The following is a 21,164-nucleotide window of genomic DNA, read 5'->3' on the forward strand; positions in this document are numbered from 1 at the left end:
GCCGGCGCGCGCCGCCGAGAGCCCGACGGGTCCGATCGACGGCTACGTGGCCCGGCGCTCGGCCACCGCGACCAAGACCAACACCCCGCTGATCGAGACCCCGCAATCGATCACCGTCGTGGGCCGGCAGCAGCTCGACACCCAGAACGCCCAGACCCTCACCCAGGCGACCCAGTACGTCGCCGGCACCTACGCGGGCACCTTCGGCGCCGACTCGCGCCTCGACTTCTTCCAGCTGCGCGGCTTCGTGGTCAGCGATTACGGCCTCTACCTCAACGGCCTGCAGCTCCTGAACTACGGCTTCGCCTACAGCCGGGTGAACACGTTCGGGCTGGAGCGCGTCGAGGTGCTGCGCGGCCCCTCCGCGGTGCTGTTCGGCGCCGGCAATCCCGGCGGCCTGATCAACCAGATCAGCAAGCGCCCGACCGAGAGCCCGTTCGGGCTCATCGAGGTCGGCGGCGGCTCCTTCGACCAGCGCTACGCCGCCTTCGACGTCGGCGGCCCGGCCGACGCCGAGGGGCACTGGTTCACCCGCCTGACCGGCTACGCCCGCAACGGCGGCACGCAGGTCCAGGGGGCGCCGGACGACAGCTACTACATCGCCCCGGCCTTCACCTATAAGCCGGACGGGTCGACCAAGTTCACGGTCCTGTCGAGCTTCCAGCACGACAACACGGCGGTGACGGCGAACTTCCTGCCCTATTACGGCACGGCGCGGCCGACCGTGCTCGGCCTGCGCATCCCGCGCTCGCTCAACGTCGGCGATGCCGGCTTCAACACCTACCGGCGCGACCAGGCCTTCATCGGCTACGAGTTCGAGCACGTCTTCGACGACACCTGGGCGGTGCGCCAGAACGCCCGCTACGCCTACACGCAGAGCTACCAGAACTCGTATATCGGCCAGCTCGGCTACGCCGACCCGCTGCAGACCCAGCTCGGCCGCTACCTGTTCCGGGATTCCGCCAAGATCGCGCAGCTCGACGTCGACACGCAGGCCGAGGCCAAGTTCTCCGACGGCTTCTTCCGCCACGACGTCCTGATGGGAATCGAGTACCGGAACTTCCAGATCCACGACAACCAGGCCTCGGGCTTCCCCGGCCCGAACCTCAACATCTTCGCGCCCTCTTACGGCCCGCAGGCGGTCTCGGCCTCGCCCTACCTGGTCAACGCCGACGCGTTCCAGCAGGTCGGCCTCTACGTCCAGGACCAGATCAAGCTCACGCCGGAGCTGACCCTGATCCTCGGCGGCCGCCAGGACTTCGTCCAGAACACCGTCTACGACCGCCTGACGCCGTCGAACACCAACGGCCGCAACGACAGCGCCTTCACCTACCGGGCGGCGGCGATCTACAATTTCGACTTCGGCCTCGCGCCCTACATCATGTACGCGACCTCGTTCCAGCCCGAGATCGGCTCGGACATCAACAACCGCGCCTTCAAGCCCGACACGGGCGATCAGGTCGAGGGCGGCGTGAAGTTCGAGCCGCCCGGCCAGGGCTACTTCCTGACGCTCGCCGGCTTCGACATCCACCGCAACAACGTGCTCACCCCGAACCCGGTCAACACGCTGTTCAACACCCAGCTCGGCGCGGTGCGCTCCACCGGCTTCGAGGCGCAGCTCGTCGCCAACATCGCCGACGGCCTCAACCTCGTCGCCTCGTTCACCAAGTTCGACTTCACCACCGTACGGGATCCCGACCCGGTGCGGGTCGGCAAGAGTCCGGTCAACATCCCCCAGACCCTGGCGTCGCTGTTCGCCGACTACACGATCCCGCTCGGGCCGTGGCGCGGCTTCGGCTTCGGCGGCGGCGTGCGCTACGTCGGCAGCTCGTTCGCGGATGTCGGCAATACCCTGCGGGTGCCCGACTACGTGCTGTTCGACGCGCAGGTCCACTACGATTACGAGAACTGGCGCTTCCAGGTGAACGCCTCGAACCTCGCCGACCGGCGCTACGTGGCCTCCTGCCAGTCGAACGTGTCCTGCTTCTACGGCGACGCCCGGCGGGTGCTGGCGAAGGTCAGCTACAAGTGGTGAAGCGGCTCGGGCGGTCCCGTTTGCGACCGCCCGCAGCGTGGTGACCCGCCCCGTCATCGCGAGCGTAGCGAAGCGACCCAGGGTAGCGCGACATCATTAGCCTGGCGCGACCCTGGATTGCTTCGCTTCGCTCGCAAGGACGGCGCCCGGATCAGCCGTCCGCCGCCTCCGCCCCGGTGATCGGCCGCGGCCCGGACAGCCGGGTCGGCAGGGCGTCGATCCGCAGGGACCGGCGTAGCGCCCGCGAGAAGGCGTCGACCGCCACCGTCACCAGGGCGGTGGCGGCGATCAGAACCACGGCGACGTCGAGGCGCAGCTCCGAGATCGCGGCGTCGACGTAGAAGCCCAAGGTCGTGACCCCCAGGATCCCGAAGATCGCGCTCTCCCGCAGGATCAGCTCCCAGCGATAGAGCAGGTAGGCCAGGAACTGCCCGTAGAGGCGCGGCACGGTTTCGTAGGCGTAGAGGTCGAGGCCCCGGGGGGCGTCGGCCCGGTAGGGGATCGCGTCGGCGTGCCGGCCCATCAGGTAGGCGACGATGCCGGCATTGTGCAGCGCCAGGGCGAGGATCGCCGGCAGCATCGAGGGGCCGAGCAGCTGCAGGCCCAGATAGGCCAGCATGTATTCCGGCGTGGAGCGCACCACCACGAGGAGCGCCCGCCCCAGGGGCCGCCCGACCGGGCCGGCGAAGCGCCGCGCGGTCAGGGGGAACAGGACCAGGGCTCCGAGGGCGGTGGCCGCCAGGGCGATCTGCGCCAGGATCAGGGTCTGGGCCGTGCCGGGCAGGACCTGCCCGGTCAGGATCGGGCGCAGCCACGATCCGAATCGCGCCCAGGTTTCGGGCTCGGCCAGGGACGCGCCCCGGAGCGGGGCCGGCACGATATCGTGGCCGAGGAAGCGGGCGAGGCTCGGGCCGATCGCCGCGCTGCCGACGGTCGGCGGCAGCACCAGCGCGGCGCCGACGAGGAGGACGGGGAGAGTCCTGGCGCGCACCCAGAGCCGCCGGGTTCCGATCAGCGCGTAGAAGATCAGGAGCAGCGCCCCGGCCTCGGCGTAGCGGCCCTGGCGGAAGGCGGATTCGAAGGCGAAGCCCATGGTCGGCAGGCCGATGAAGCCGAGCACGAGGCTGGAGCGCAGGCCGCATTCCAGGCGATAGAGGGTGTAGTCGCGCATGCGCCCGGCCACCTCGGGCAGGCGGGCGTACAGGAAGGCCGAGACCGCGCCGGTGCCTGCTGGCAGGACCCGGAGCGCCGCGAGGTCGGCCTCCTCGATCAGCTCGGCGTAGACCTTGGCGCAGATGCCCGCGTAGGGCAGCGCGATGGCGAGCACCCCGGTGGTCGCCGAGAGCCCGAAGACCTGCATCAGCAGCAGCGCCCAGAACAGCTCGTGGACGGCGCGCAGGCCCGCGCAGGCGAGCCGGACAATCCGCGAGCGGGCGAAGGGGATCGCCAGCAGCAGTCCCGTCCCGGCGCCCAGCCCGACGCCGAGCATCGCGAAGGCCACCGTGGTGACGACGCTCCAGCCCTCCACGGCGGGGAAATCGGGCCGGATCAGGCCGCCGAGGAGCCGGGCGAGGTCGGCGAAGGGGTGGAGCGTCGTGACCTGCAGGTCCGCCACCAGCAGGCCGGCGAGTGCCGTGGCCAGGAACCAGCGGCTCACCGCCGCGTAGCCCGGCCGCGGCCGGAACGCGGCCTTGCGCGCGACGGCGCGCATCAGGCGGCCTCGTAGAAGGGGCTGAGCTGCGCCGGATCGAGGCCCGCCGCGGGCGCGTCGAGGACGATCCGGCCGGCCTCCAGGACCACGATCCGGTCGGTATGGGCCAGCGCCAGGGCGACGTCGTGCAGCGCCAGGATCAGGGTCTCGTGGCTGCGGGCCAGCTCGGCGAGGATCCGGCCGCCCTGCTGGCGGTCCAGCGCCGAGACCGGCTCGTCCCCCACCAGGATCGGCCGGCCGTTGTAGAGGGCGCGGGCCACCGAGACGCGCTGCTGCTGCCCGCCGGACAATTCCCCGGCCCGCGCCCAGAGCTTGTCCGAGAGCCCGACCCGGTCGAGGACCGCCTCCACGGCGGCGACGTCGGCCCGGGCCGGCCGGACCAGATTGCGCAGGTTGTGCAGGGTCGAGCGCCGGTCGAGGCGGCCCATATAGACGTTGTGGAACACCGAGAGCGGCCGCACCAGGGCGGCGGCCTGGGGCACCAAAGCCACCCGCTCGGGCGCCTGGGCGTGGATCAGGCCGATCAGGGTCGACTTGCCGGCCCCCGAGCGGCCCATCAGGGCGACGTGCTCGCCCGCCTGCACGGTCAGGTCGATGGCGGACAGCACCGGGCGCCCGTCATAGGCCGCGGCGGCGTTCCGGAGAACGATGGCCCCCCCGGCCTCCGCGCCGCCCGCCACGCGCTTCAGTCCAGCAGGCCGGTGGACTGGCCGACCGCGACCAGGGGCACGTAGGCGGCATTGGTCACGGGGATGAACTTCGAGCGCCCGAACGGCTCCAGGATCGCCCGATCGGTGATGCCGGTCAGCGCCGCCCGCAGCTTCTCGGTGAAGCCCGAACCGTAGGTCTGGTCCACGTCGCCCCGCACGGTCCACTGGTAGTCGGGGAAGGTCGGGCTCTCCCAGATCACCGAGACCGCGCGTCGGTCGACCTTGCCGGCCTTGGTGTCGAGGTCCCAGACCGAGTAGTCCACGGCGCCGACCGCGAAGGCGCCGGACTGGACGAGCTGGATGGTGCGGCTGTGATCGCCCGAGAAGCCGACGCGGGAAAAGACCTCCTCGGGGCTCTTCCCCGGAAAAGCCTGCCGGATGAAGTATTCCGGCATCAGCCGCCCGGAGGTCGAGGCGCGGGCGCCGAACGTGAAGGTTTTTTCCGCGATGGCTTTCGGGAAGTCCTGGCCCGGCTTCAGACCGGTGGCGGCGTTGGCGATGAGGTAGGTCTTGAACGCCGCGTCCTCGGCGCCCTGCGCGATCGCCTGGGAGCCCGGCACGGCCCTGCGCGCCTGGACGCCGGTGAAGCCGCCGAACCACGCGAGCTGCACCTGCCCGTTGGTGAAGGCGGTGACGGCGGCCGGGTAACTCTTCACCGGAATGTAGCGCACCGGCACGGCGAGCTTGGCCTCGAGATAGGTGGCGACCTTGCCGAAGCGCTCGACGAGGCGGCTCTCGTCCTGGTCGGGGATGCCCGTGAAGACGAGGGGCGGGACCGTCCTGTCCTGCGCCCGAACCGGCGCGGCGGCCATCGCGATCCCCGTCAGGGCGGCCAAGCCGCCGAGGGCGAGCCGCCCGAACCATCCTGATCGCCGCATGGGCTGTCCGCCTCGCCGCGCCCGGCTCCGACCGGCGCATCTCGACGGGCGGCGTAGCAGAGATCGCCTCCGGCCACACCATCGCGGGCCGCAGACGTCCCGCGGACATCCCCTGGCAGGCCCGGCGGGCACCCCCTTGGCGAGCCCCCTGCCCGCCGCGAAGCGCGGGGGGCGGGGGCGGCCGATCAGCGCGCGTGCCGGCGCATCATGTGGCGGTGGTGATGCCGGTGCATCATGCGGTGGCGCGCCATCCGCGACTGCATCCGGGCGGTGCGGTGCATGCCGCCGAAATTGCTGTTGCCGGTGGCGGCGGCATTCCGGTTGAGGCCGTCCCCGGGGGCTGCCAGGACCGGCGCCGCCGTGCCGAGGACGAGGCCGAGTGCGAGCGTCGCGCCGAGGATGATCTTGTTCATGGGGCGGATGTCTTTCAGCGACCCTGCGTCGCGCCGACCGAACGGACCAGAACCGCTCCGGTTCCGGAGACGGTCGCGCGTCGCGGTGCGGCATCCTGCAACGGGGGATGCCCCGTTCCCGCGCGCGGCCTGCGCCCGGGACGGTGGACGGTGGCCGGGTCAGGCGCCGGGAGCCACCGCAAGCGCCGACAGGGTGAGGTGCTCCGGCAGGGCGGCATCCGGGACCGGGACCGACCGGATCCCGGCCGGGAGCACGCCGCCGAGCAGGTCGAGAAAATCCCCCGAGGCGGCGAGCTCGATCTCGGCCGCCTTGGCCTGGGTCTCGATCCGCGCCAGGGCGTTCATCGCCGGACCCAGCACCGTGTACTCGGCCCGCACCCCATCGTCGAAGACACCGACCAGGAGGTCGCCCGCATGCAGGGCGACCACGACCCGCAGGGCGAACAGGCCCTCCCGCGCCCGGGCGGCGTTGAGGGCGGCGATCCGGTCGCGGATCGACAGGGCGCAGGCCAGCGCCGCCCGGGCCTGCGCGTCGGGGCGGCCGACGACGAACTGCACCAGCACCGCGTCGCCGATATACTTGTCGACGAGGCCGCCCTGCTCCGCCACCGCCGCCTGTGCGGCCGCCCGGACGGCGAGCAGGGCCGTCACCATCGCCTCGGGCGGGTGCTCGCGGCTCATCCGCGAGAAGCCGCGGATGTCGAGCATCATCAGGCAGGCGTGGCGCCGGTGGATGCCGAGGCCGGACTCGCCGTCCTCGGCGGCGAGGTCGAGGGCGACCGTGTCGGGCACGAAGCGGGCGAGCTGGGTCCGCTCGTGCTCCATGCGCAGCGCCCGGGTCACCGCGGCGCGCAGGCGGGCCGTGCCGTCGACCACCAGGAGGCCCGCCGCCACGAAGGTGGCGAGCCCGGTCACCTGCGCGGTCGGGAAGGTGTCGGGGCTCGGGAACAGCTCCGGCTGCAGGACCCCGACCAGGAAGGCCGCGCTCCAGCACAGGGTGACCAGTGCGCAGAACACCAGGGTCTGCGTCACCCGCATGCTCAGGCCGGTCTGGAGCAGGAGCAGGAAGGCGGGCAGGCGGCTCACCGCGTCGGCGCCGAGGCCTGCCCCGCCCCCGGCCATCATGTGCTCGATGATGACGTAGACGGCGAGCCCGGCATTGAGCCCGGTGCCGGCCCAGCCGTAGGCGTTGGCCGTGGGTCCGCCGCCCCGCTCCCGGAGCCCGAACCAGACCGTGCCCAGACCGTAGAGCCCGAGGATGAACCAGTGGCTCAGGGCGTGCAGCGAGCCGTCATAGGCCTGGGCCGCCATCAGCAGCACCAGCACGATCACCACGCGCAGGCCGAGGAGGCGCAGACCGCCGCCCGCCTGCATGGCCCGCAGCACCGCTGCGTCRTCCGATCCCGGATCCGTCCTCGCCGCCACCGGCGCCCGCGCGGCCCGCAGGCCGGGCAGCGGCGGGTTGCCGACGCCGCCCGCGGCCATCAGCCCCCCCGGCCGAGGCGCCGGGCCGCCGCGAAGCGGTTGAGGAAGCGCGGCTCCTTCTCGGGAGCGATCCGGACCGCGAGGTGCAGGGTGCCGTCGGCCTCGGACCGGCGGTCGAGGATCTCGGCGTTCTCGTAGAGCCAGTTCAGCGCCGCCCCGTCCTCCGGCGGCAGCGCCACCGCGAAGCTCGCGCGGTTGCGCCCGATCCGGGCCTCGATCCGCGCCGACAGGGCCGCGAGCCCCTCCCCGGTCACGGCCGAGACCAGGACCGGCGCGGCGCTGTCGCGGTCGTTGCGGGCCTTGGCCTGGCCGCTCAGGTTCAGGAGCCGGGTGCGCTCGGCGTCGTCGAGGAGGTCGGCCTTGTTCCAGACCTCGATGATCCGGTCGGCGCTGGTCTCGATGCCGAGTTCGCGAAGGACCTCGCCGACATCCTCGGCCTGGGCCTCGGAATCGACGTGGGAGACGTCGCGCACGTGGAGCAGCACGTCCGCCTCGATGGCGTCCTCCAGGGTCGCCCGGAAGGCGGCGATCAGCGGCGTCGGCAGGTCGGAGATGAAGCCCACCGTGTCGGACAGGATCACGGTCTCGCCGTGGGGCAGCTTGGTCGCCCGGGCGGTGGGGTCGAGGGTGGCGAACAGCATGTCCTTGGCGGTGACCTCGGCGCGGGTCAGGGCGTTGAACAGGCTCGACTTGCCGGCATTGGTGTAGCCGACGAGCGCCACGATCGGGTACGGCACCCGCGCCCGGCTCTGCCGGTGCAGGCCCCGGGTGCGGACCACCGCGTCGAGGTCGCGCTCGATCCGGGTCATGCGCTCCTGGATCATGCGCCGGTCGGCCTCGATCTGGGTCTCGCCGGGGCCGCCCAGGAAGCCGAAGCCGCCGCGCTGGCGCTCCAGGTGGGTCCACGACCGCACGAGCCGGGATTTCTGGTAAGCAAGATGCGCGTGCTCGACTTGAAGGGTTCCCTCACGCGTCGAGGCGCGCCGCCCGAAGATCTCCAGGATCAGGCCCGTGCGGTCGATGACCTTGGCGCCCCATTCCTTCTCGAGATTGCGCTGCTGCACCGGCGAGAGGGCGCAGTCCATCACCACGAGGCCGATCTCGCGGGCGCGAATCAGGCCGGCGATCTCCTCGACCCGGCCCTTGCCGAGATAGGTCGAGGGGCGGATCCGCGGCAGGCTGACGGCGAGGCTCTCGAGCACGTCGAGTTCGATCGCGGCGGCGAGCCCGGTCGCCTCGTCGAGGCGTGCCTCGACGGAGCGGGTGGGCGCGGCCGGCCCGTGCCCGGCCCCCGATGCGCCGCGCGCGAGGTAGGGACCGATCACCAGGGTGTGGGTCGCCGCGGCGATCTCACCCTCGGGGGCGGCCTGCGCCTGGAGGCGGGCTTCGCCGGGCGTCAGCGTTTCGGTCATACGGCCTTTGGCGCCGACGGCGGACCGGCGGCTTCGTTCGAGAAGTCGGATCCGTCAGAATGGGGATGCGGGCGGGCCGGGCCAAGATGCCGGGCGGGCACGGACACAGATTCCGCACGGGTGCGGACCGCGCACGACCGCCCTCCCCCCTCTGCGGGGGAGGGAGAGGCGCACATCGGCCCCGCCCGCGCCCTGCCGCCGGCCCTCACGCCTTCTCGGCGGTCTCGTCCGGCTCGAACAGCTGTACCGGGTGGCCCGGCATGATCGTGGAGATCGCGTGCTTGTAGACCAGCTGCGAGTGCCCGTCCCGGCGCAGCAGCACGCAGAAATTGTCGAACCACGTCACCACGCCCTGCAGCTTGACGCCGTTCACGAGGAAGATGGTCAGCGGGATCTTGTTCTTGCGGACATGGTTGAGAAACGTGTCCTGAAGGTTCTGTGCGCGTTCGCCCGCCATCTTCTTGGCCTTCTTGTTGTCCCGGATCGAGCCGCCCGGGATGGATCTGTCGCGGGCCGGATCACCCGACCATCCCGCCCGCGGCTTTGTATACAAGCACCATGACTTGGCGAAAGCGGGGGCGCAAGCAACCCCCGCGCCGGCGTCAACCGTGACGGATCGGCACCACTCTCACCGCGCCGGCCCGACCCCGGTTCACGGGCCGATGCCGAGGGACTTCAACTTGCGGTGCAGGGCCGAGCGCTCCATCCCGATGAACTCGGCGGTGCGGGAGATGTTGCCCGAGAACCGCGCGATCTGGGCCACGAGGTATTCCCGTTCGAAGATCTCGCGGGCCTCCCGGAGGGCGAGGCTCATCAGCTTCTCGCCGCCCGCGCCGCCGGGCGTCGTCGGCACCAGGGCGCCGATCTCGGAGGGCAGCATCTCGGAGGTGACCTCCTGCTCCGGGTCGGCCTGGGTCAGGATCATCAGCCGCTCGACGTTGTTCTTGAGCTGGCGCACGTTCCCCGGCCAGTTGTGCGACTGCAGCACCGCCATCGCGTCCTCGGCGATCCGGCGCTTGGGCAGGCCAGTCTGGGACGAGATGTTGTCCATGAAGAACTGGATCAGCTCGGGCACATCCTCGCGGCGCTCCGACAGGGCCGGCACCCGGATCGGCACCACCGAGAGGCGGTGGAACAGGTCCTCGCGGAAGCGGCCGGCGGCGATCTCCTCCTGCAGATCCCGGGACGAGGACGAGATGATCCGCACGTCGACATGCACCCGGGTGGTGCCGCCGACCCGTTGAAAATTCTGGTCGACGAGGACGCGCAGGATCCGGTTCTGGCTCTCCCGCGGCATGTCGGCGACCTCGTCGAGGTAGAGGGTGCCGCCATGGGCCTCCTCCAGGGCGCCGACCCGCCGGCCGCTCTCGCCCTCGACCCCGAACAGCTCAGCCTCCATGGTCTCGGGCAGGATCGCGGCCGCGTTCAGCAGCACGAACGGGCCGTTCGCCCGGGCCGAGGCCTTGTGCAGGCTGCGGGCGGCGAGTTCCTTGCCGGAGCCCAGCGCCCCCGTGATCATCACCCGGGCATTGGTCGGCGCCACCCGGTCGAGGGTCTGGCGCAGCTGGTTGATCGCCAGGGAGCCGCCGACGATGCGGTTGGTGGCGCCGGAGCGCGCCGTCAGGTCGCGGACCTCCCGCCGGAGCCGCGAGGCCTCGAGCGCCCGCTCGGCCACCAGGATCAGCCGGTCGGCCTTGAACGGCTTCTCGATGAAGTCGTAGGCGCCCGCCTTGATGGCCGAGACCGCGGTCTCGATGTTGCCGTGGCCCGAGATCATCACCACCGGCAGGTCGGGGTTCGCCGCCTTGATCAGGTCGAGCACCTGCAGGCCGTCGAGGCGCGAGCCCTGCAGCCAGATGTCGAGGAAGACGAGGTGCGGCCGGCGCGCCTCGATGGCGGCGAGCGCCTCGTCCGAGCCGCCGGCCGTGCGGCAGCGGTGGCCCTCGTCGTCCAGGATGCCGGCCACGAGGTCGCGGATGTCGGCCTCGTCGTCGACGATCAGGATATCGGCGCTCATGCGTGCATCTCCGCGATCCGGGGGGCCGTCGGTGCGGCGCCCTTCTCCTCTGTCGTGCCGGGACGGGTCTCCGGGGTCTTGGTGCCGGGACCTGCGGCGGACGGTTCGTGCCCGTGCTCGCGCGGCACCCGCATCCGCACCTGGCCGCCGCGGCCGGCGGGATTGTCGTTCAGCTCGATCCCGCCGCCGTGCTCCTCCAGCACCTTGCTGACGATGGCAAGCCCCAGCCCGGTCCCGCCCTCGCGGGTGGTCATGTAGGGCTCGAGCAGGCGCTGGCGCCCCTCGGCGGGGAATCCCTTGCCGTTGTCGGTGACGGCGATCACCGCGAACCCGTCCTCGACGGCGAGGCTCAGGGCGATCTTGCCCTTGCCGAGCTCGGCCTCCGGCACCTCGGCCACCGCCTCGACGGCGTTCTTCAGGATGTTGGTGATCACCTGGCTGAGCAGCCGGATGTCGAAGGCCGCCACGATCTTTTCCGCACTCCCCGCGCCGCCCTGGGCCGAGAACGCGAAGTCGATGTCCGGGTGCGCCACGCGCATCATGAACAGGTTCTGCTTGGCGATCTCGGTGAGGTCGTTCGGCGCGATCGCGGGCTTGGGCATCCGCGCGAAGGCCGAGAACTCGTCGACCATGCGCTTGATCTCGTCCACCTGGCGCACGATCGTGGCGGTGCACTGGTCGAACACCTCCTTGTCGGCCGTGATGACCTTCCCGTACTTGCGCCGGATCCGCTCGGCGGAGAGCTGGATCGGAGTCAGCGGGTTCTTGATCTCGTGGGCGATGCGGCGCGCCACGTCGCCCCAGGCGGAGCTGCGCTGCGCCTGGACGAGGTCGGTGATGTCGTCCAGCGTCACCACCGAGCCGCGGGGCGCGCCTTGCGCCTGCTCACTCGTCACCCGCACCGTGATGGTGCGCTCGCCCCGGGATCGGGCGAGCTGGATCTGCTGCTGCTGCAGGCTGCGCGGGCGGGCCTCGCTCTCGGCGAGGACGGGGGCGAGTTCCGGCACCGCCCGGCCGAGCGGCTGACCGACCAGGGCCTCGCTCTCCAGATCGAGCATCCGCTCGGCGGCCGGGTTGGCGATGGTGACGAAGCCCGCCGCGTCGAGGCCGATCACCCCGGGCGAGACCCCCGACAGCACCGCCTCGGTGAACCGGCGGCGGGTGTCGATCAGGTCGCTCGCCGCGATCAGGCCGGCATGCTGGCGGCGCAGCTCCTGGGTCATCTTGTTGAAGCTCTCGCCGAGATGGGCGAGGTCGCCGCTGGTCTTCTTGGTCGGAACCTGGGCGTAGAAGTTGCCGGATGCCACTTGGTCGGCGGCGTTGATCAGCCGGCGGATCGGCGCCACGAACCGGTTGGCGAAGTTCATCCCGAACCATACGGCCGAGAGCAGCGCGATCAGCGCGATCAGCAGGAACACCGACGCGAAGGTGATCTGGATCGAGCGGCGCAGCGAATCGTAGGTGAGGTACTCGGCCGCCGCCGCCCGGGACACGCCGGGGAAGTCGATGGCGAGCTGGCTCACCTCCCGCTGCACCATCAGCACGGCGTCGTCGTAGGCCGGCATGCGCAGGAGCGCGGCGAAGACCCGGCCCTCGGTGGGCAGGAGGCAGATCGGGTCGGCGGAGTTCGCCGCGTCCTCGAAGGCCGCCGCGGAGGGCAGGCGGTTCGTCTTCAGGACGTCGATCTTGGCCCGGGCCACCACCTCGGTGGGGCCGCGCATGATCTGCGCCACCGGCAGGCCGAGATTGGTCGCCCGGGTGGTCAGGAAGGTCTGGAACCAGTCCCGGTTCACGTCGAAATTCGGCCGGGCGCGGGTGAGGTCGTCGGCCAAGATGCGGATCTCCCGGGCGAGGCTCTGGCACTGGTTCTCCTGGTAGGCGTCGGCCACCTCCACGGATTTCAGCACCACGTCGCGGACCCGGTCGGTGAAGCCGAGCGACAGGCCCCGGTCGATGGTCACCGAGGCGACCACGGCGAGCAGGATCGTCGGCAGGATCGCGATCAGCGAGAACAGGCCGACGATGCGGGTGTGCAGCCGCGCCACCGCGGCGTTGGCCTTGCGGGCGTGCAGGAAGACCCGCGCCTCCCAGGCGATGATGACGGCCAGCCCGAGCACCAGGGCGGCGTTGATGGCGAGGAGCGTCACGCCGTAGGCCGGCGTCGGCGTCACCCGGATCACGCCGGCCAGGATCAGGAAGGTCGCCAGCGCCGAGACCAGGGCGGTGACCACCATGGCGGCGCCGATCCAGCCCGGGCCGCGGGGGCCCGGCCGCAGGGACTCCGCCAGGGGGGCAGCGGGCGCCCGGGCCGCGTCCTGGCCTGCGCCGTCGCCCGACCCGTCGGGGTCGGGCGCGGGGACTTCCTCGGTCCGTGAGCGTCGCGGGAACGGCATGACTGGTGCAGGGCCACAACAGTGTGGCGGAATTAATACGAATTCGGGCCGGACGGTGATGGCCGGTTCACCCCTGCGCCGCGGCGAAGGGCGGAGGCAGCACCCGGCCGCGGACCGGGGAAGGCCGGCCCGGAAGATCAGGCTTCGTATTGCGCGGCGGCTTGGCTGCCGGGCGTGCCAAGTGTTACGCTGATCCCGAAGAAGAGTCGGTGTTCGCCGATCGATCGAACGGTTCTGTGGCGCGGGTTACAGAATTTCTTCTTGCGCGTTGTGGAAAGCATGGAGGGCGTCGCCCGATGAAGCGCGGTCCTTACGGGATGGGACGAACGATGCGCGCGCGCGTCGCCCGTATCCGTCCCGGCGCCGCCCCGCTGTCGCGACGGTGCGACGCGGTGACGGCCCCCGCGATCCGGGTCGGCCTGATCGGCTACGGCTATTCCGGCCGGACCTTCCACGCGCCCCTGATCCGCTCCGTCTCGGGTCTCGACCTCCGGTTGATCGCCTCGCGCGATCCCGCCCGGGTCGAGGCCGAATGCCCCGGCGTCGCGGTGGCCGCCGACCCCGTCGCGGTCGCGACCTCGGAGGCCGTCGACCTTGTCGTGATCGCGTCCCCGAACGACACCCACGCGCCCCTGGCGCGGGCCGCCCTGGCGGCGGGGCGGCATGTCGTCGTCGACAAGCCCTTCACCCTCGATCTCGCCGAGGCGCGGGCGCTGCGCGCGGCGGCCCGGAGCCGGGGCCGTCTGCTCGCGATCTTCCACAACCGCCGCTGGGACAGCGATTTCCTGAGTCTCCGCAGCGCCATCGCGGCGGGCGCCGTCGGTCCGGTGCGGCATTTCGAATCCCGCTTCGACCGGTTCCGCCCGCAGGTCCGCGACCGGTGGCGCGAGGGCGACGGTCCGGGCAGCGGGATCTGGTACGATCTCGGTCCGCATCTCGTGGACCAGGCGCTTCAGCTCTTCGGCCTCCCAGAGCGGGTGACCGCGCAGCTGGGCCGGCTCCGCGCCGGGGCGCGCTCCGACGACTGGGCTCACGCGGTGCTGGCGTATCCGGGACTGCGGGTGGTGCTGCACGCGAGCCTGCTCGTCGCCGGCGGATCGCCCCGCTTCGTGGTCCACGGCGAGGCCGGCAGCCTGATCAAGCACGGCCCCGACCCTCAGGAGCGGCAATTGCTGGCCGGGCTGGCGCCGGGCGCGCCGGGATGGGGGGAGGACCCGGACGGGCTGGAGATCCACGACGGGACCGGGACGGTGACGCGCGCGCCGGCCGTGGCGGGGGACCAGCGGCGGTTCTACCAGGGGATAGCCGAGACGCTCCTGCAGGGGGCGGTCGACGATCGGGCGGCGCTGGAGGGGGTCCGGGTGATGGCGTGCCTCGAGGCCGCCCGCCTGTCGGACCGCACCGGGACGTCGGTCGGCCTCCCGCTCACGCCGGACGAGGCCGATCCCTGACGCGGGCGATCTTCGACGCGGGCTGCCCCGGCGGCGCGACCTTTGCGCGCTGTCGCGTCGGACCACCCGGCACGGGCCGTGCCGGGCCTTGACCCCACCGAGGACGGCCCGTAACCCCGTCCGTGGAGGCGAACGGGGTCTGGTGGCCCTCCTGGTCTTCAAAACCAGCGGTACGCCAACAGCGTACGGTGGGTTCGATTCCCATCCGCTTCCGCCATTTTTCAGATCGCCGTTTTTCAGATCGCATTGACCGATAAATCAGTGTTCGCGGATATCCAGGCGACACGCGCGGCAAAATTGGCAATACTGGCGTAACGGAACTGCGGGGGTGCAGATCCGTTACAAGGGACTGTTCCTGCGCTGGTGACTCCCGTGAAGAACCGTTCCGCCGCCACCGTCCCGTTCCCGCCGGTCCCGGCGGGCCGTGCGCGCTGAGGCCGGTCATGCTGGACAGACTCGTCACCTTCCTCCCGCCCGGCGCCCGCGAGGCGCTGCGGACCCTCGCGGCGCGCCGGCCGGTGGTATCCCGGCCTGAGCCCGGACCCGCGATCCTCCCGGGCCTCGACACGCGGCCCGCCCCGATGGCGCCGCTGCATCCGCCCGCCGCCATCAACGACAACCCGCTTGAGGCCGTCCACGAGGCCGTCGAGCGGGATCTGCGCGCCAGCGGCCATCTGCGCTGAGGGTTGGCCCGTCAGCGCTTGGCCGGACCGGAGCCGACGGGGATCGTCCCGGCCTCGACCCAGTGGCAGGCCGTGGTGCCCCGCACGCCGATGCAATCGTAGTTCTGGCCGCCCAGGGTCACCTTGTCGACGAGGCCGGTGATCTCCGCCCGCGCCAGCGCCGTGCAGCCGAGATGGTCGGCCTTGGGATCGGCCAGGTGCGCGGCGGCCGCCGCCGCGCCGTCGCGCATCAGCATCCGGTAATTGGCGAGCGACGGGCAGCCGATCACCGGCGGGGCGGCGCGCCGGTCGGGGGCGTTCCTGTCGGATCCGGGCCGGCCGGGGGCGCGGGGCGCCTGCTGCGCCAGGGCTGGCGCCGCGCAGAGGCCGAGCGTCAGGGCGGCGATGACGACGGGGGCGGGAAATCGGCGTGTCATGGGCCGCTCCTAGCACGCCGCCCCCGGGGTTGCGCGTCCGCCGCGGCGCCGCGCCCGGGACCTGCCATCGCGCAGACCTGCGAAGGGCTCAGGGCTCGGCTGCGGGGGCACAGGCTTGACCGGAGGCCCGCCATTTGCGAGCGCCGCAGGCGAACGGGAGGACCGGCCATGACGACGGAAATCGAAAGCAACCAGAGGCTGCACCTGGTCTTCGGCGGTGAATTGCAGGATCTCGACGGGGTCCGGTTCCGGGACATCAAGAACCTCGACATCGTCGGCATCTTCCCGGACTACGCCTCCGCCCAGGCGGCGTGGCGGGCCAAGGCCCAGGCCACCGTCGACAGCGCGCAGACGCGCTACTTCGTGGTGCACCTGCACCGGCTTCTGGAGCCGCCGGCCCCCTGAGCGGCGGTCCGGCACGGCCGTGAAGGCATTGTGACACTTCCGGCCCGCTGCTAAGAGCCTCGTCCGTCATCGGATCGTTCCGGCTCCCCGGGAGACCGGTCTTCGACAAGAGCGGCGGAAGGTCCGGCCGCGAGTGAGCGGCCGCCCATGAAATCCTCGATCAAGATCATCGCCGGGAATGCCAGCCGGCCCCTGGCCGAGGCGATCGCGGCCTATCTCGAACTGCCGCTCGCGAAGTGCATGGTCCGGCGCTTCGCCGATATGGAGATCTTCGTCGAACTCCAGGAGAACGTGCGCGGCGAGGACGTGTTCATCGTCCAGTCGACCTCGTTCCCGGCGAACGACCACTTGATGGAGCTGCTGATCATGATCGACGCCGCGCGCCGGTCCTCGGCCCGGCGCATCACGGCGGTGATCCCGTATTTCGGCTACGCCCGGCAGGACCGGCGCACCTCCGGCCGCACGCCGATCTCGGCCAAGCTGGTGGCGAACCTGATCACCGAGGCCGGCGCCGACCGCGTCCTGACCCTCGACCTCCATGCCGGCCAGATCCAGGGCTTCTTCGACATCCCCACCGACAACCTGTTCGCCGCCCCCGTGATGGTGCGCGACATCAAGGAGCGGCTGCCGAGCGCCGACCGGATGGTGGTCTCCCCCGACGTCGGCGGCGTGGTCCGGGCGCGGGCCATCGCCAAGCGGATCGACTGCCCGCTGGCCATCGTCGACAAGCGCCGCGAGCGCCCGGGCGAGTCCGAGGTGATGAACATCATCGGCGAGGTCGAGGGGCGCTCCTGCATCCTGGTCGACGACATCGTCGATTCGGGCGGCACCCTGGTCAACGCCGCCGAGGCCCTGCTCAACGCCGGCGCCAAGGACGTCTCGGCCTACATCACCCACGGCGTGCTGTCGGGGGGGGCTGTCTCCCGCATCGCCGCCTCGCGGATGAAGGAGCTGGTGATCACCGATTCGATCCAGCCGACGCAGGCCGTCAAGCTCGCCCGCAACATCCGGGTGGCGACCATCGCGCCGCTGCTCGGCGAGGCGATCGGCCGGACCGCGACGGAATCCAGCGTCTCCAGCCTGTTCGACTGACGAGGCGGGCGGGGGACGCCCCTAGTCCCTCGGCATCCAGCCGCCCCGGTCGCCAGTCACCGTCCCCGGCGCGGTGAGCACCAGGACCGTGCGGCCCGGCAGCGGCACGGCGGCCCCGGCTTCGACGGCCGGCGTGTCCAGCGCGCGGGCGCCTGCGGGCTCGCCCGTGTCGAAGACCGGACTCCACGGGCCGCCGACCACCGGGGCGAGGCGGAAGCTCACGGCCTCCGCCCCGGCATTGAACAGCATCAGGAGGCGGTCGCCCGGATCGCCGTCGTTGCCGATCTGCATGCCGAAGACCTGGAGCCCGTCGTCGGACCAGTGGCGCCCCTCCATCTCGGTGCCCTCGGGGGAGAGCCAGTGCACGTCGCGCAGGGGCTCGTCCGGGTCGATCAGCGCGCCGGTGAAGAAGCGCCGCCGCCGCAGGGCCGGCTGGGTCCGGCGCAGGGCCAGGAGGTTGGCGACGAAGTCCGTGAGATGTGGGTCCGGATCGGTGCTCCAGTCCATCCAGCTCGTCGGGTTGTCCTGGCAATAGGCATTGTTGTTGCCGCCCTGGCTGCGGGAGCGCTCGTCGCCCATCAGCAGCATCGGCACGCCCTGGGCCAGCATCACGGTGGCCAGCATGTTCCGCTTCTGGCGGGCGCGCAGCGCCAGGATCGCCGCGTCGTCGGTGTCGCCCTCGACGCCGTAGTTGCGGCTGACGTTGTGGTTATGGCCGTCGCGGTTGTCCTCGCCGTTGGCCTCGTTGTGCTTCTCCTCGTACGATACCGTGTCGGCCAGCGTGTAGCCGTCGTGGCTGGCGATGAAGTTGACGCTGGCCAGCGGCGAGCGCCGGGACGGGGCGAAGACTTCCCGTGAACCGGTCAGCCCCTGTGTGACCTTGGCGAGCGTGGCGGAATCGCCTTTCCAGAAGCCCCGCGCGGCGTCGCGGAACTTGTCGTTCCACTCGCTCCAGCCGCGCGGGTAGCCGCCGAGCTGGTAGCCCCCCTCCCCGACGTCCCAGGGCTCGGCCACCATCTTGACCCGGGCGAGCACCGGAGCCTGCGCCACGGCCTGGAAGAAGGCCGCCTGCGGGGTGAAGGCCAGCGGCGCCCGTCCGAGGCTCGAGGCGAGGTCGAAGCGGAAGCCCGCGATCCCGTAGGCGGTGACCCAGTGGCGCAGGGAATCGAGCACGAGCTGCATCACCCGGGGGTGGCTCGCGTCGAAGGTGTTGCCGCAGCCGGTGCAGTCGACGGTGCGGCGCGGGTCGGCGGGGTCGAGCTTGTAGTAGCTGGCGTTGTCGATGCCGCGGAACGACAGGGTCGGGCCGGTGTGGTCGCCCTCTGCGGTGTGGTTGTAGACCACGTCGAGCCAGGTCTCGATCCCGGCGGCATTCAGCTCCCGGATCGCCGCCTTCAGGCCGCCGAGGCCGCCCTCCCCCAGATAGCGCGGATCCGGAGCGAAGTAGCTGAGGGGCTGATAGCCCCAGAAATTGACGAGCCCCTTCTCCACCAGGAAGCGGTCGTCCGCGAAGGCGTGGATCGGCAGCAGTTCCAGGGCCGTGACCCCGAGCTTGACGAGGTGCGCGATGATCGCCGGATGGGCGAGCGCCGCGTAGGTGCCGCGTTCCGCCTCGGGGATGTCGGGATGGGTGCGGGTCAGCGCCTTGACGTGCGCCTCGTACACCACCGTCTCGGCCAGTGGCCGGCGCACCGGATCGAGGGCGAGGTCGGGCACCTCGGGGGCGGTGACCACGCATTTCGGCATGTAGACGGCGCTGTCGCGCCGGTCGATCCGGTCCTCCCGGCCCCGGCGATGGCCGTAGAGCGCGTCGTGCCATCGGATCCGGCCGCGGATCTCCCGGGCATAGGGGTCGAGCACCAGCTTCGACGCGTTGAACCGGTGGCCGGATGCCGGATCCCAGGGGCCGTGCACCCGGTAGCCGTAGAGCTGGCCCGGCAGCACCCCGCGCAGGTAGCCGTGCCAGACGTCGTCGGTCCGGCAGGGCAGCCGCACCGTGCGGGTCTCGTGCCGCTCCCCCGCCTCGAACAGGCAGACGTCGACCGCGGTGGCGTGCTCGGAGAACAGGGCGAAGTTGACGCCGCGCCCGTCGAAATGGGCGCCGAGGGGCGCCGGCACCCCGTCATCGACGGCGATCATGGGCAGGGTCCGATTGGGTTGAGCGTCGGCCGAGGCGCGCGCCGGCGCAGCAAGTCCGCCTCCGCGGTCGACGGCAAGACACTCGAAGAGATACGGTTTTCACCGTCCGCGCAAAGCCCGCGGGCGATGCGGATCCGCGCGGGGGATCCAATCCCGTCGTCGGCCGGATGCGGCTCGGGTCCCCTCCCTCGTGCGGGCGAGGGGGCATGGCGCGGCCTGCAAGCGCGATGGCGCCTCAAAGCGGTATCGCCATCGTCGGCGTCAGCGAAACTGAGCCCGCTATTCGGCGGCCGCGGCGGCGGCGGGGGGCTCGCGCTCGACCGTGCGGAAATTCTCGAGTTCTGCCAGGAAGTTGCGCGCCCACCAGTCGACGTCCTCGCGGGTCATGCGCTCGAGCATCGGCTTCCAGCGCGCCAGCCGCTCGGCCTTGGGCATGTAGAGCGCGGCGCGGATCGCCTCGGCGACCTCGAACTTGTCGTAGGGGTTGATCAGCAGCGCCTCGGGCAATTGCCGGGCGGCGCCGGCGAATTTCGACAGGACCAGCACCCCCGGATCGTCCTCGCTCTGGGCGACGACGTATTCCTTGGCGACGAGGTTCATGCCGTCGCGCATCGGCGTGACGAGGCCGACCCGGGCCGCCCGGTAGAGGCCGGCCAGCACCGGGCGCGGATAGGCCTTGGTGATGTACTGGATCGGCGTCCAGGCCGGGTCGCCCAGCGAGCCGTTGATCTCGCCGACCTTCTCGTTCACGTCGCGGGAGAGCTGCTCGTATTCCGGCACCTCGCTGCGGGATTTCGGCGTGATCTGGATGTAGGTGACGTTGCCGCGCTGGTCGGGATTGGAGGCGAAGAAGCTCTCCACCGCCTCCATCCGCTCCGGCACGCCCTTGGAATAGTCGAGCCGGTCGACGCCGATCAGCAGCTTGCGGGTGCGCAGGCCCGCCATGGTCTCGCGGACCACCTTGTTGGATCCCGCCTTCTCGGCGGCGTCCTTGAACCCGGCCACGTCGATGCCGATCGGGAAGGCGCGGATCCGGGTGCGGCGCCCGTCGACCATCAGCGAGCCGCCGCCGAGGGGAATCGCCCGCTGGGTGTCGACGAGGTTGCGCTGCAGGTTCTGGACGTCCGCCTCGGTCTGCAGGCCGATCAGGTCGTAATCGACGATGGCGCGCAGCAATTCGCCGCTCGCCGGCAGGGAGTTGAACACGTCGGCGGCGGGCCAGGGGATGTGGTGGAAGTAGCCGATCGGGTTGTCGAGCCCGAGGCCGCGCAGTTCGGCGGCGAGCGGCAGCAGGTGATAATCGTGGACCCAGATGATGTCGTCGGGCTCCACCAGCTTGGCGAGCGCCCGCGCGAAGGTCCGGTTGACGCGGCTGTAGCCGGCGTAATCCGAGCGCGAGAAGGCGCCGAGCCCCAACCGGTAATGCATGATCGGCCACAGGGCGCGATTCGCGAAACCGGCGTAGTATTCCAGGTGGTCCTGCGGCGAGAGGTCGACGACCGCGTACTGGACCCGGCCCCGGTCGATCAGCGTCGGCTCCTCGGAGGGCTCCTCGGAGATGGTGCCGCTCCAGCCGAACCACAGCCCCTCATAGGCCGTGAAGGCTTCCTTGACCGCGACGGCGAGGCCGCCCGCCGCCACCGCCTTGCCGCCCTCTTCCGGGACGGCGACGCGGTTCGATACGATCACAAGGCGTGCCACGCGGGTCGGCTCCGGATCAGGGGCGCGGGTCTGGTCGAGGATCTCGCCGCGCCTGCATCGGGACTTCAACTGTATGTCAGAACGCGCGCAGGCCCTGCGCGATCCTTAGGTCGGGTCGTAAGGCAACCCAAGCGTGAAGCCGGGCGCGGGTCAAGTCGAGGCCATGCCGATCCGGGACAGGGTGGCCGCTCCGTCCCGGTCCTCCGCCCGATACCCGGGAGTG

At 71.3% G+C, this 21,164-nt stretch carries 17 protein-coding genes and 1 tRNA gene; 6 read left to right on the top strand and 12 right to left on the bottom strand.

The window, feature by feature from the left end; translation table 11 throughout:
- A partial coding sequence (locus AC1DXK_RS24215) for a TonB-dependent siderophore receptor (RefSeq protein ID WP_477299338.1) occupies window positions 1–2,035 on the top strand: 2,035 nt, incomplete at its 5' end.
- 151 nt (window positions 2,036–2,186) lie between these two features.
- Here AC1DXK_RS24215 and AC1DXK_RS24220 read toward each other — a convergent pair.
- The 9 genes from AC1DXK_RS24220 to AC1DXK_RS24260 form a co-directional block, all read right to left on the bottom strand.
- Window positions 2,187–3,746 (bottom strand): PhnE/PtxC family ABC transporter permease, encoded by a 1,560-nt coding sequence (locus AC1DXK_RS24220; protein ID WP_457108065.1) that lies wholly within the window; start codon window positions 3,744–3,746, stop codon window positions 2,187–2,189.
- Window positions 3,746–4,426 carry an ATP-binding cassette domain-containing protein gene (locus tag AC1DXK_RS24225; RefSeq protein ID WP_477299339.1) on the bottom strand — a complete coding sequence of 227 codons (681 nt, stop codon included), beginning with the start codon at window positions 4,424–4,426 and terminating at the stop codon, window positions 3,746–3,748. The genes AC1DXK_RS24220 and AC1DXK_RS24225 overlap by 1 nt, the downstream gene beginning before the upstream one ends.
- Before the next feature lie 5 nt (window positions 4,427–4,431).
- Window positions 4,432–5,334, bottom strand: coding sequence for a putative selenate ABC transporter substrate-binding protein (locus AC1DXK_RS24230; RefSeq protein WP_457108067.1), 903 nt, complete (start codon window positions 5,332–5,334; stop codon window positions 4,432–4,434).
- A gap of 185 nt (window positions 5,335–5,519) precedes the next feature.
- Window positions 5,520–5,747, bottom strand: a complete 228-nt coding sequence (locus AC1DXK_RS24235; RefSeq protein WP_457108068.1) for a hypothetical protein — start codon at window positions 5,745–5,747, stop codon at window positions 5,520–5,522.
- Window positions 5,748–5,906: 159 nt separating this feature from the next.
- Window positions 5,907–7,232, bottom strand: a complete 1,326-nt coding sequence (locus tag AC1DXK_RS24240; protein ID WP_477299340.1) for an adenylate/guanylate cyclase domain-containing protein — start codon at window positions 7,230–7,232, stop codon at window positions 5,907–5,909.
- Window positions 7,232–8,644, bottom strand: a complete 1,413-nt coding sequence (hflX, locus tag AC1DXK_RS24245; RefSeq protein WP_457108070.1) for a GTPase HflX — start codon at window positions 8,642–8,644, stop codon at window positions 7,232–7,234. The genes AC1DXK_RS24240 and hflX overlap by 1 nt, the downstream gene beginning before the upstream one ends.
- Before the next feature lie 205 nt (window positions 8,645–8,849).
- Window positions 8,850–9,101 carry an RNA chaperone Hfq gene (hfq, locus tag AC1DXK_RS24250; protein ID WP_007563033.1) on the bottom strand — a complete coding sequence of 84 codons (252 nt, stop codon included), beginning with the start codon at window positions 9,099–9,101 and terminating at the stop codon, window positions 8,850–8,852.
- A gap of 195 nt (window positions 9,102–9,296) precedes the next feature.
- The gene (gene ntrX, locus AC1DXK_RS24255) at window positions 9,297–10,661 is read right to left on the bottom strand and encodes a nitrogen assimilation response regulator NtrX (protein ID WP_457108071.1); all 1,365 of its coding nucleotides are present in this window, start codon (window positions 10,659–10,661) and stop codon (window positions 9,297–9,299) included.
- Window positions 10,658–13,054: a sensor histidine kinase NtrY-like gene (locus AC1DXK_RS24260; RefSeq protein WP_457108072.1), complete on the bottom strand. Its 2,397-nt coding sequence runs from the start codon at window positions 13,052–13,054 to the stop codon at window positions 10,658–10,660. The genes ntrX and AC1DXK_RS24260 overlap by 4 nt, the downstream gene beginning before the upstream one ends.
- A gap of 329 nt (window positions 13,055–13,383) precedes the next feature.
- Between AC1DXK_RS24260 and AC1DXK_RS24265 the strand changes: the two genes are divergently transcribed.
- From AC1DXK_RS24265 to AC1DXK_RS24275, 3 genes are all read left to right on the top strand, one after another.
- Window positions 13,384–14,505 carry an oxidoreductase gene (locus tag AC1DXK_RS24265; protein ID WP_457108073.1) on the top strand — a complete coding sequence of 374 codons (1,122 nt, stop codon included), beginning with the start codon at window positions 13,384–13,386 and terminating at the stop codon, window positions 14,503–14,505.
- A gap of 124 nt (window positions 14,506–14,629) precedes the next feature.
- Window positions 14,630–14,722 (top strand) — tRNA-Sec (locus AC1DXK_RS24270).
- 226 nt (window positions 14,723–14,948) lie between these two features.
- Window positions 14,949–15,188 (top strand): hypothetical protein, encoded by a 240-nt coding sequence (locus tag AC1DXK_RS24275; RefSeq protein WP_457108074.1) that lies wholly within the window; start codon window positions 14,949–14,951, stop codon window positions 15,186–15,188.
- Window positions 15,189–15,199: 11 nt separating this feature from the next.
- On the opposite strand, the gene AC1DXK_RS24280 is transcribed toward AC1DXK_RS24275, so the two are convergent.
- A complete protein-coding gene (locus tag AC1DXK_RS24280; RefSeq protein WP_457108075.1) occupies window positions 15,200–15,604 on the bottom strand; it encodes a hypothetical protein in 405 nt (134 codons plus the stop codon).
- Between the two features lie 168 nt (window positions 15,605–15,772).
- Between AC1DXK_RS24280 and AC1DXK_RS24285 the strand changes: the two genes are divergently transcribed.
- Entirely contained in the window at window positions 15,773–16,009 is a 237-nt protein-coding gene (locus tag AC1DXK_RS24285) for a DUF4170 domain-containing protein (RefSeq protein WP_457108076.1), read from the top strand.
- A 147-nt stretch (window positions 16,010–16,156) separates the two neighbouring features.
- On the top strand, window positions 16,157–17,101 hold the full coding sequence (locus tag AC1DXK_RS24290; protein ID WP_012318471.1) for a ribose-phosphate pyrophosphokinase: 945 nt from the start codon (window positions 16,157–16,159) through the stop codon (window positions 17,099–17,101).
- 21 nt (window positions 17,102–17,122) lie between these two features.
- On the opposite strand, the gene glgX is transcribed toward AC1DXK_RS24290, so the two are convergent.
- Complete coding sequence (glgX, locus tag AC1DXK_RS24295) at window positions 17,123–19,240, bottom strand: glycogen debranching protein GlgX (protein WP_457108077.1); 2,118 nt, start codon at window positions 19,238–19,240, stop codon at window positions 17,123–17,125.
- A gap of 279 nt (window positions 19,241–19,519) precedes the next feature.
- The gene (locus tag AC1DXK_RS24300; RefSeq protein ID WP_457108078.1) at window positions 19,520–20,941 is read right to left on the bottom strand and encodes an alpha,alpha-trehalose-phosphate synthase (UDP-forming); all 1,422 of its coding nucleotides are present in this window, start codon (window positions 20,939–20,941) and stop codon (window positions 19,520–19,522) included.
- Window positions 20,942–21,164: the final 223 nt, after the last annotated feature.

Source organism: Methylobacterium sp. P3_A11 (genome assembly GCF_056403155.1).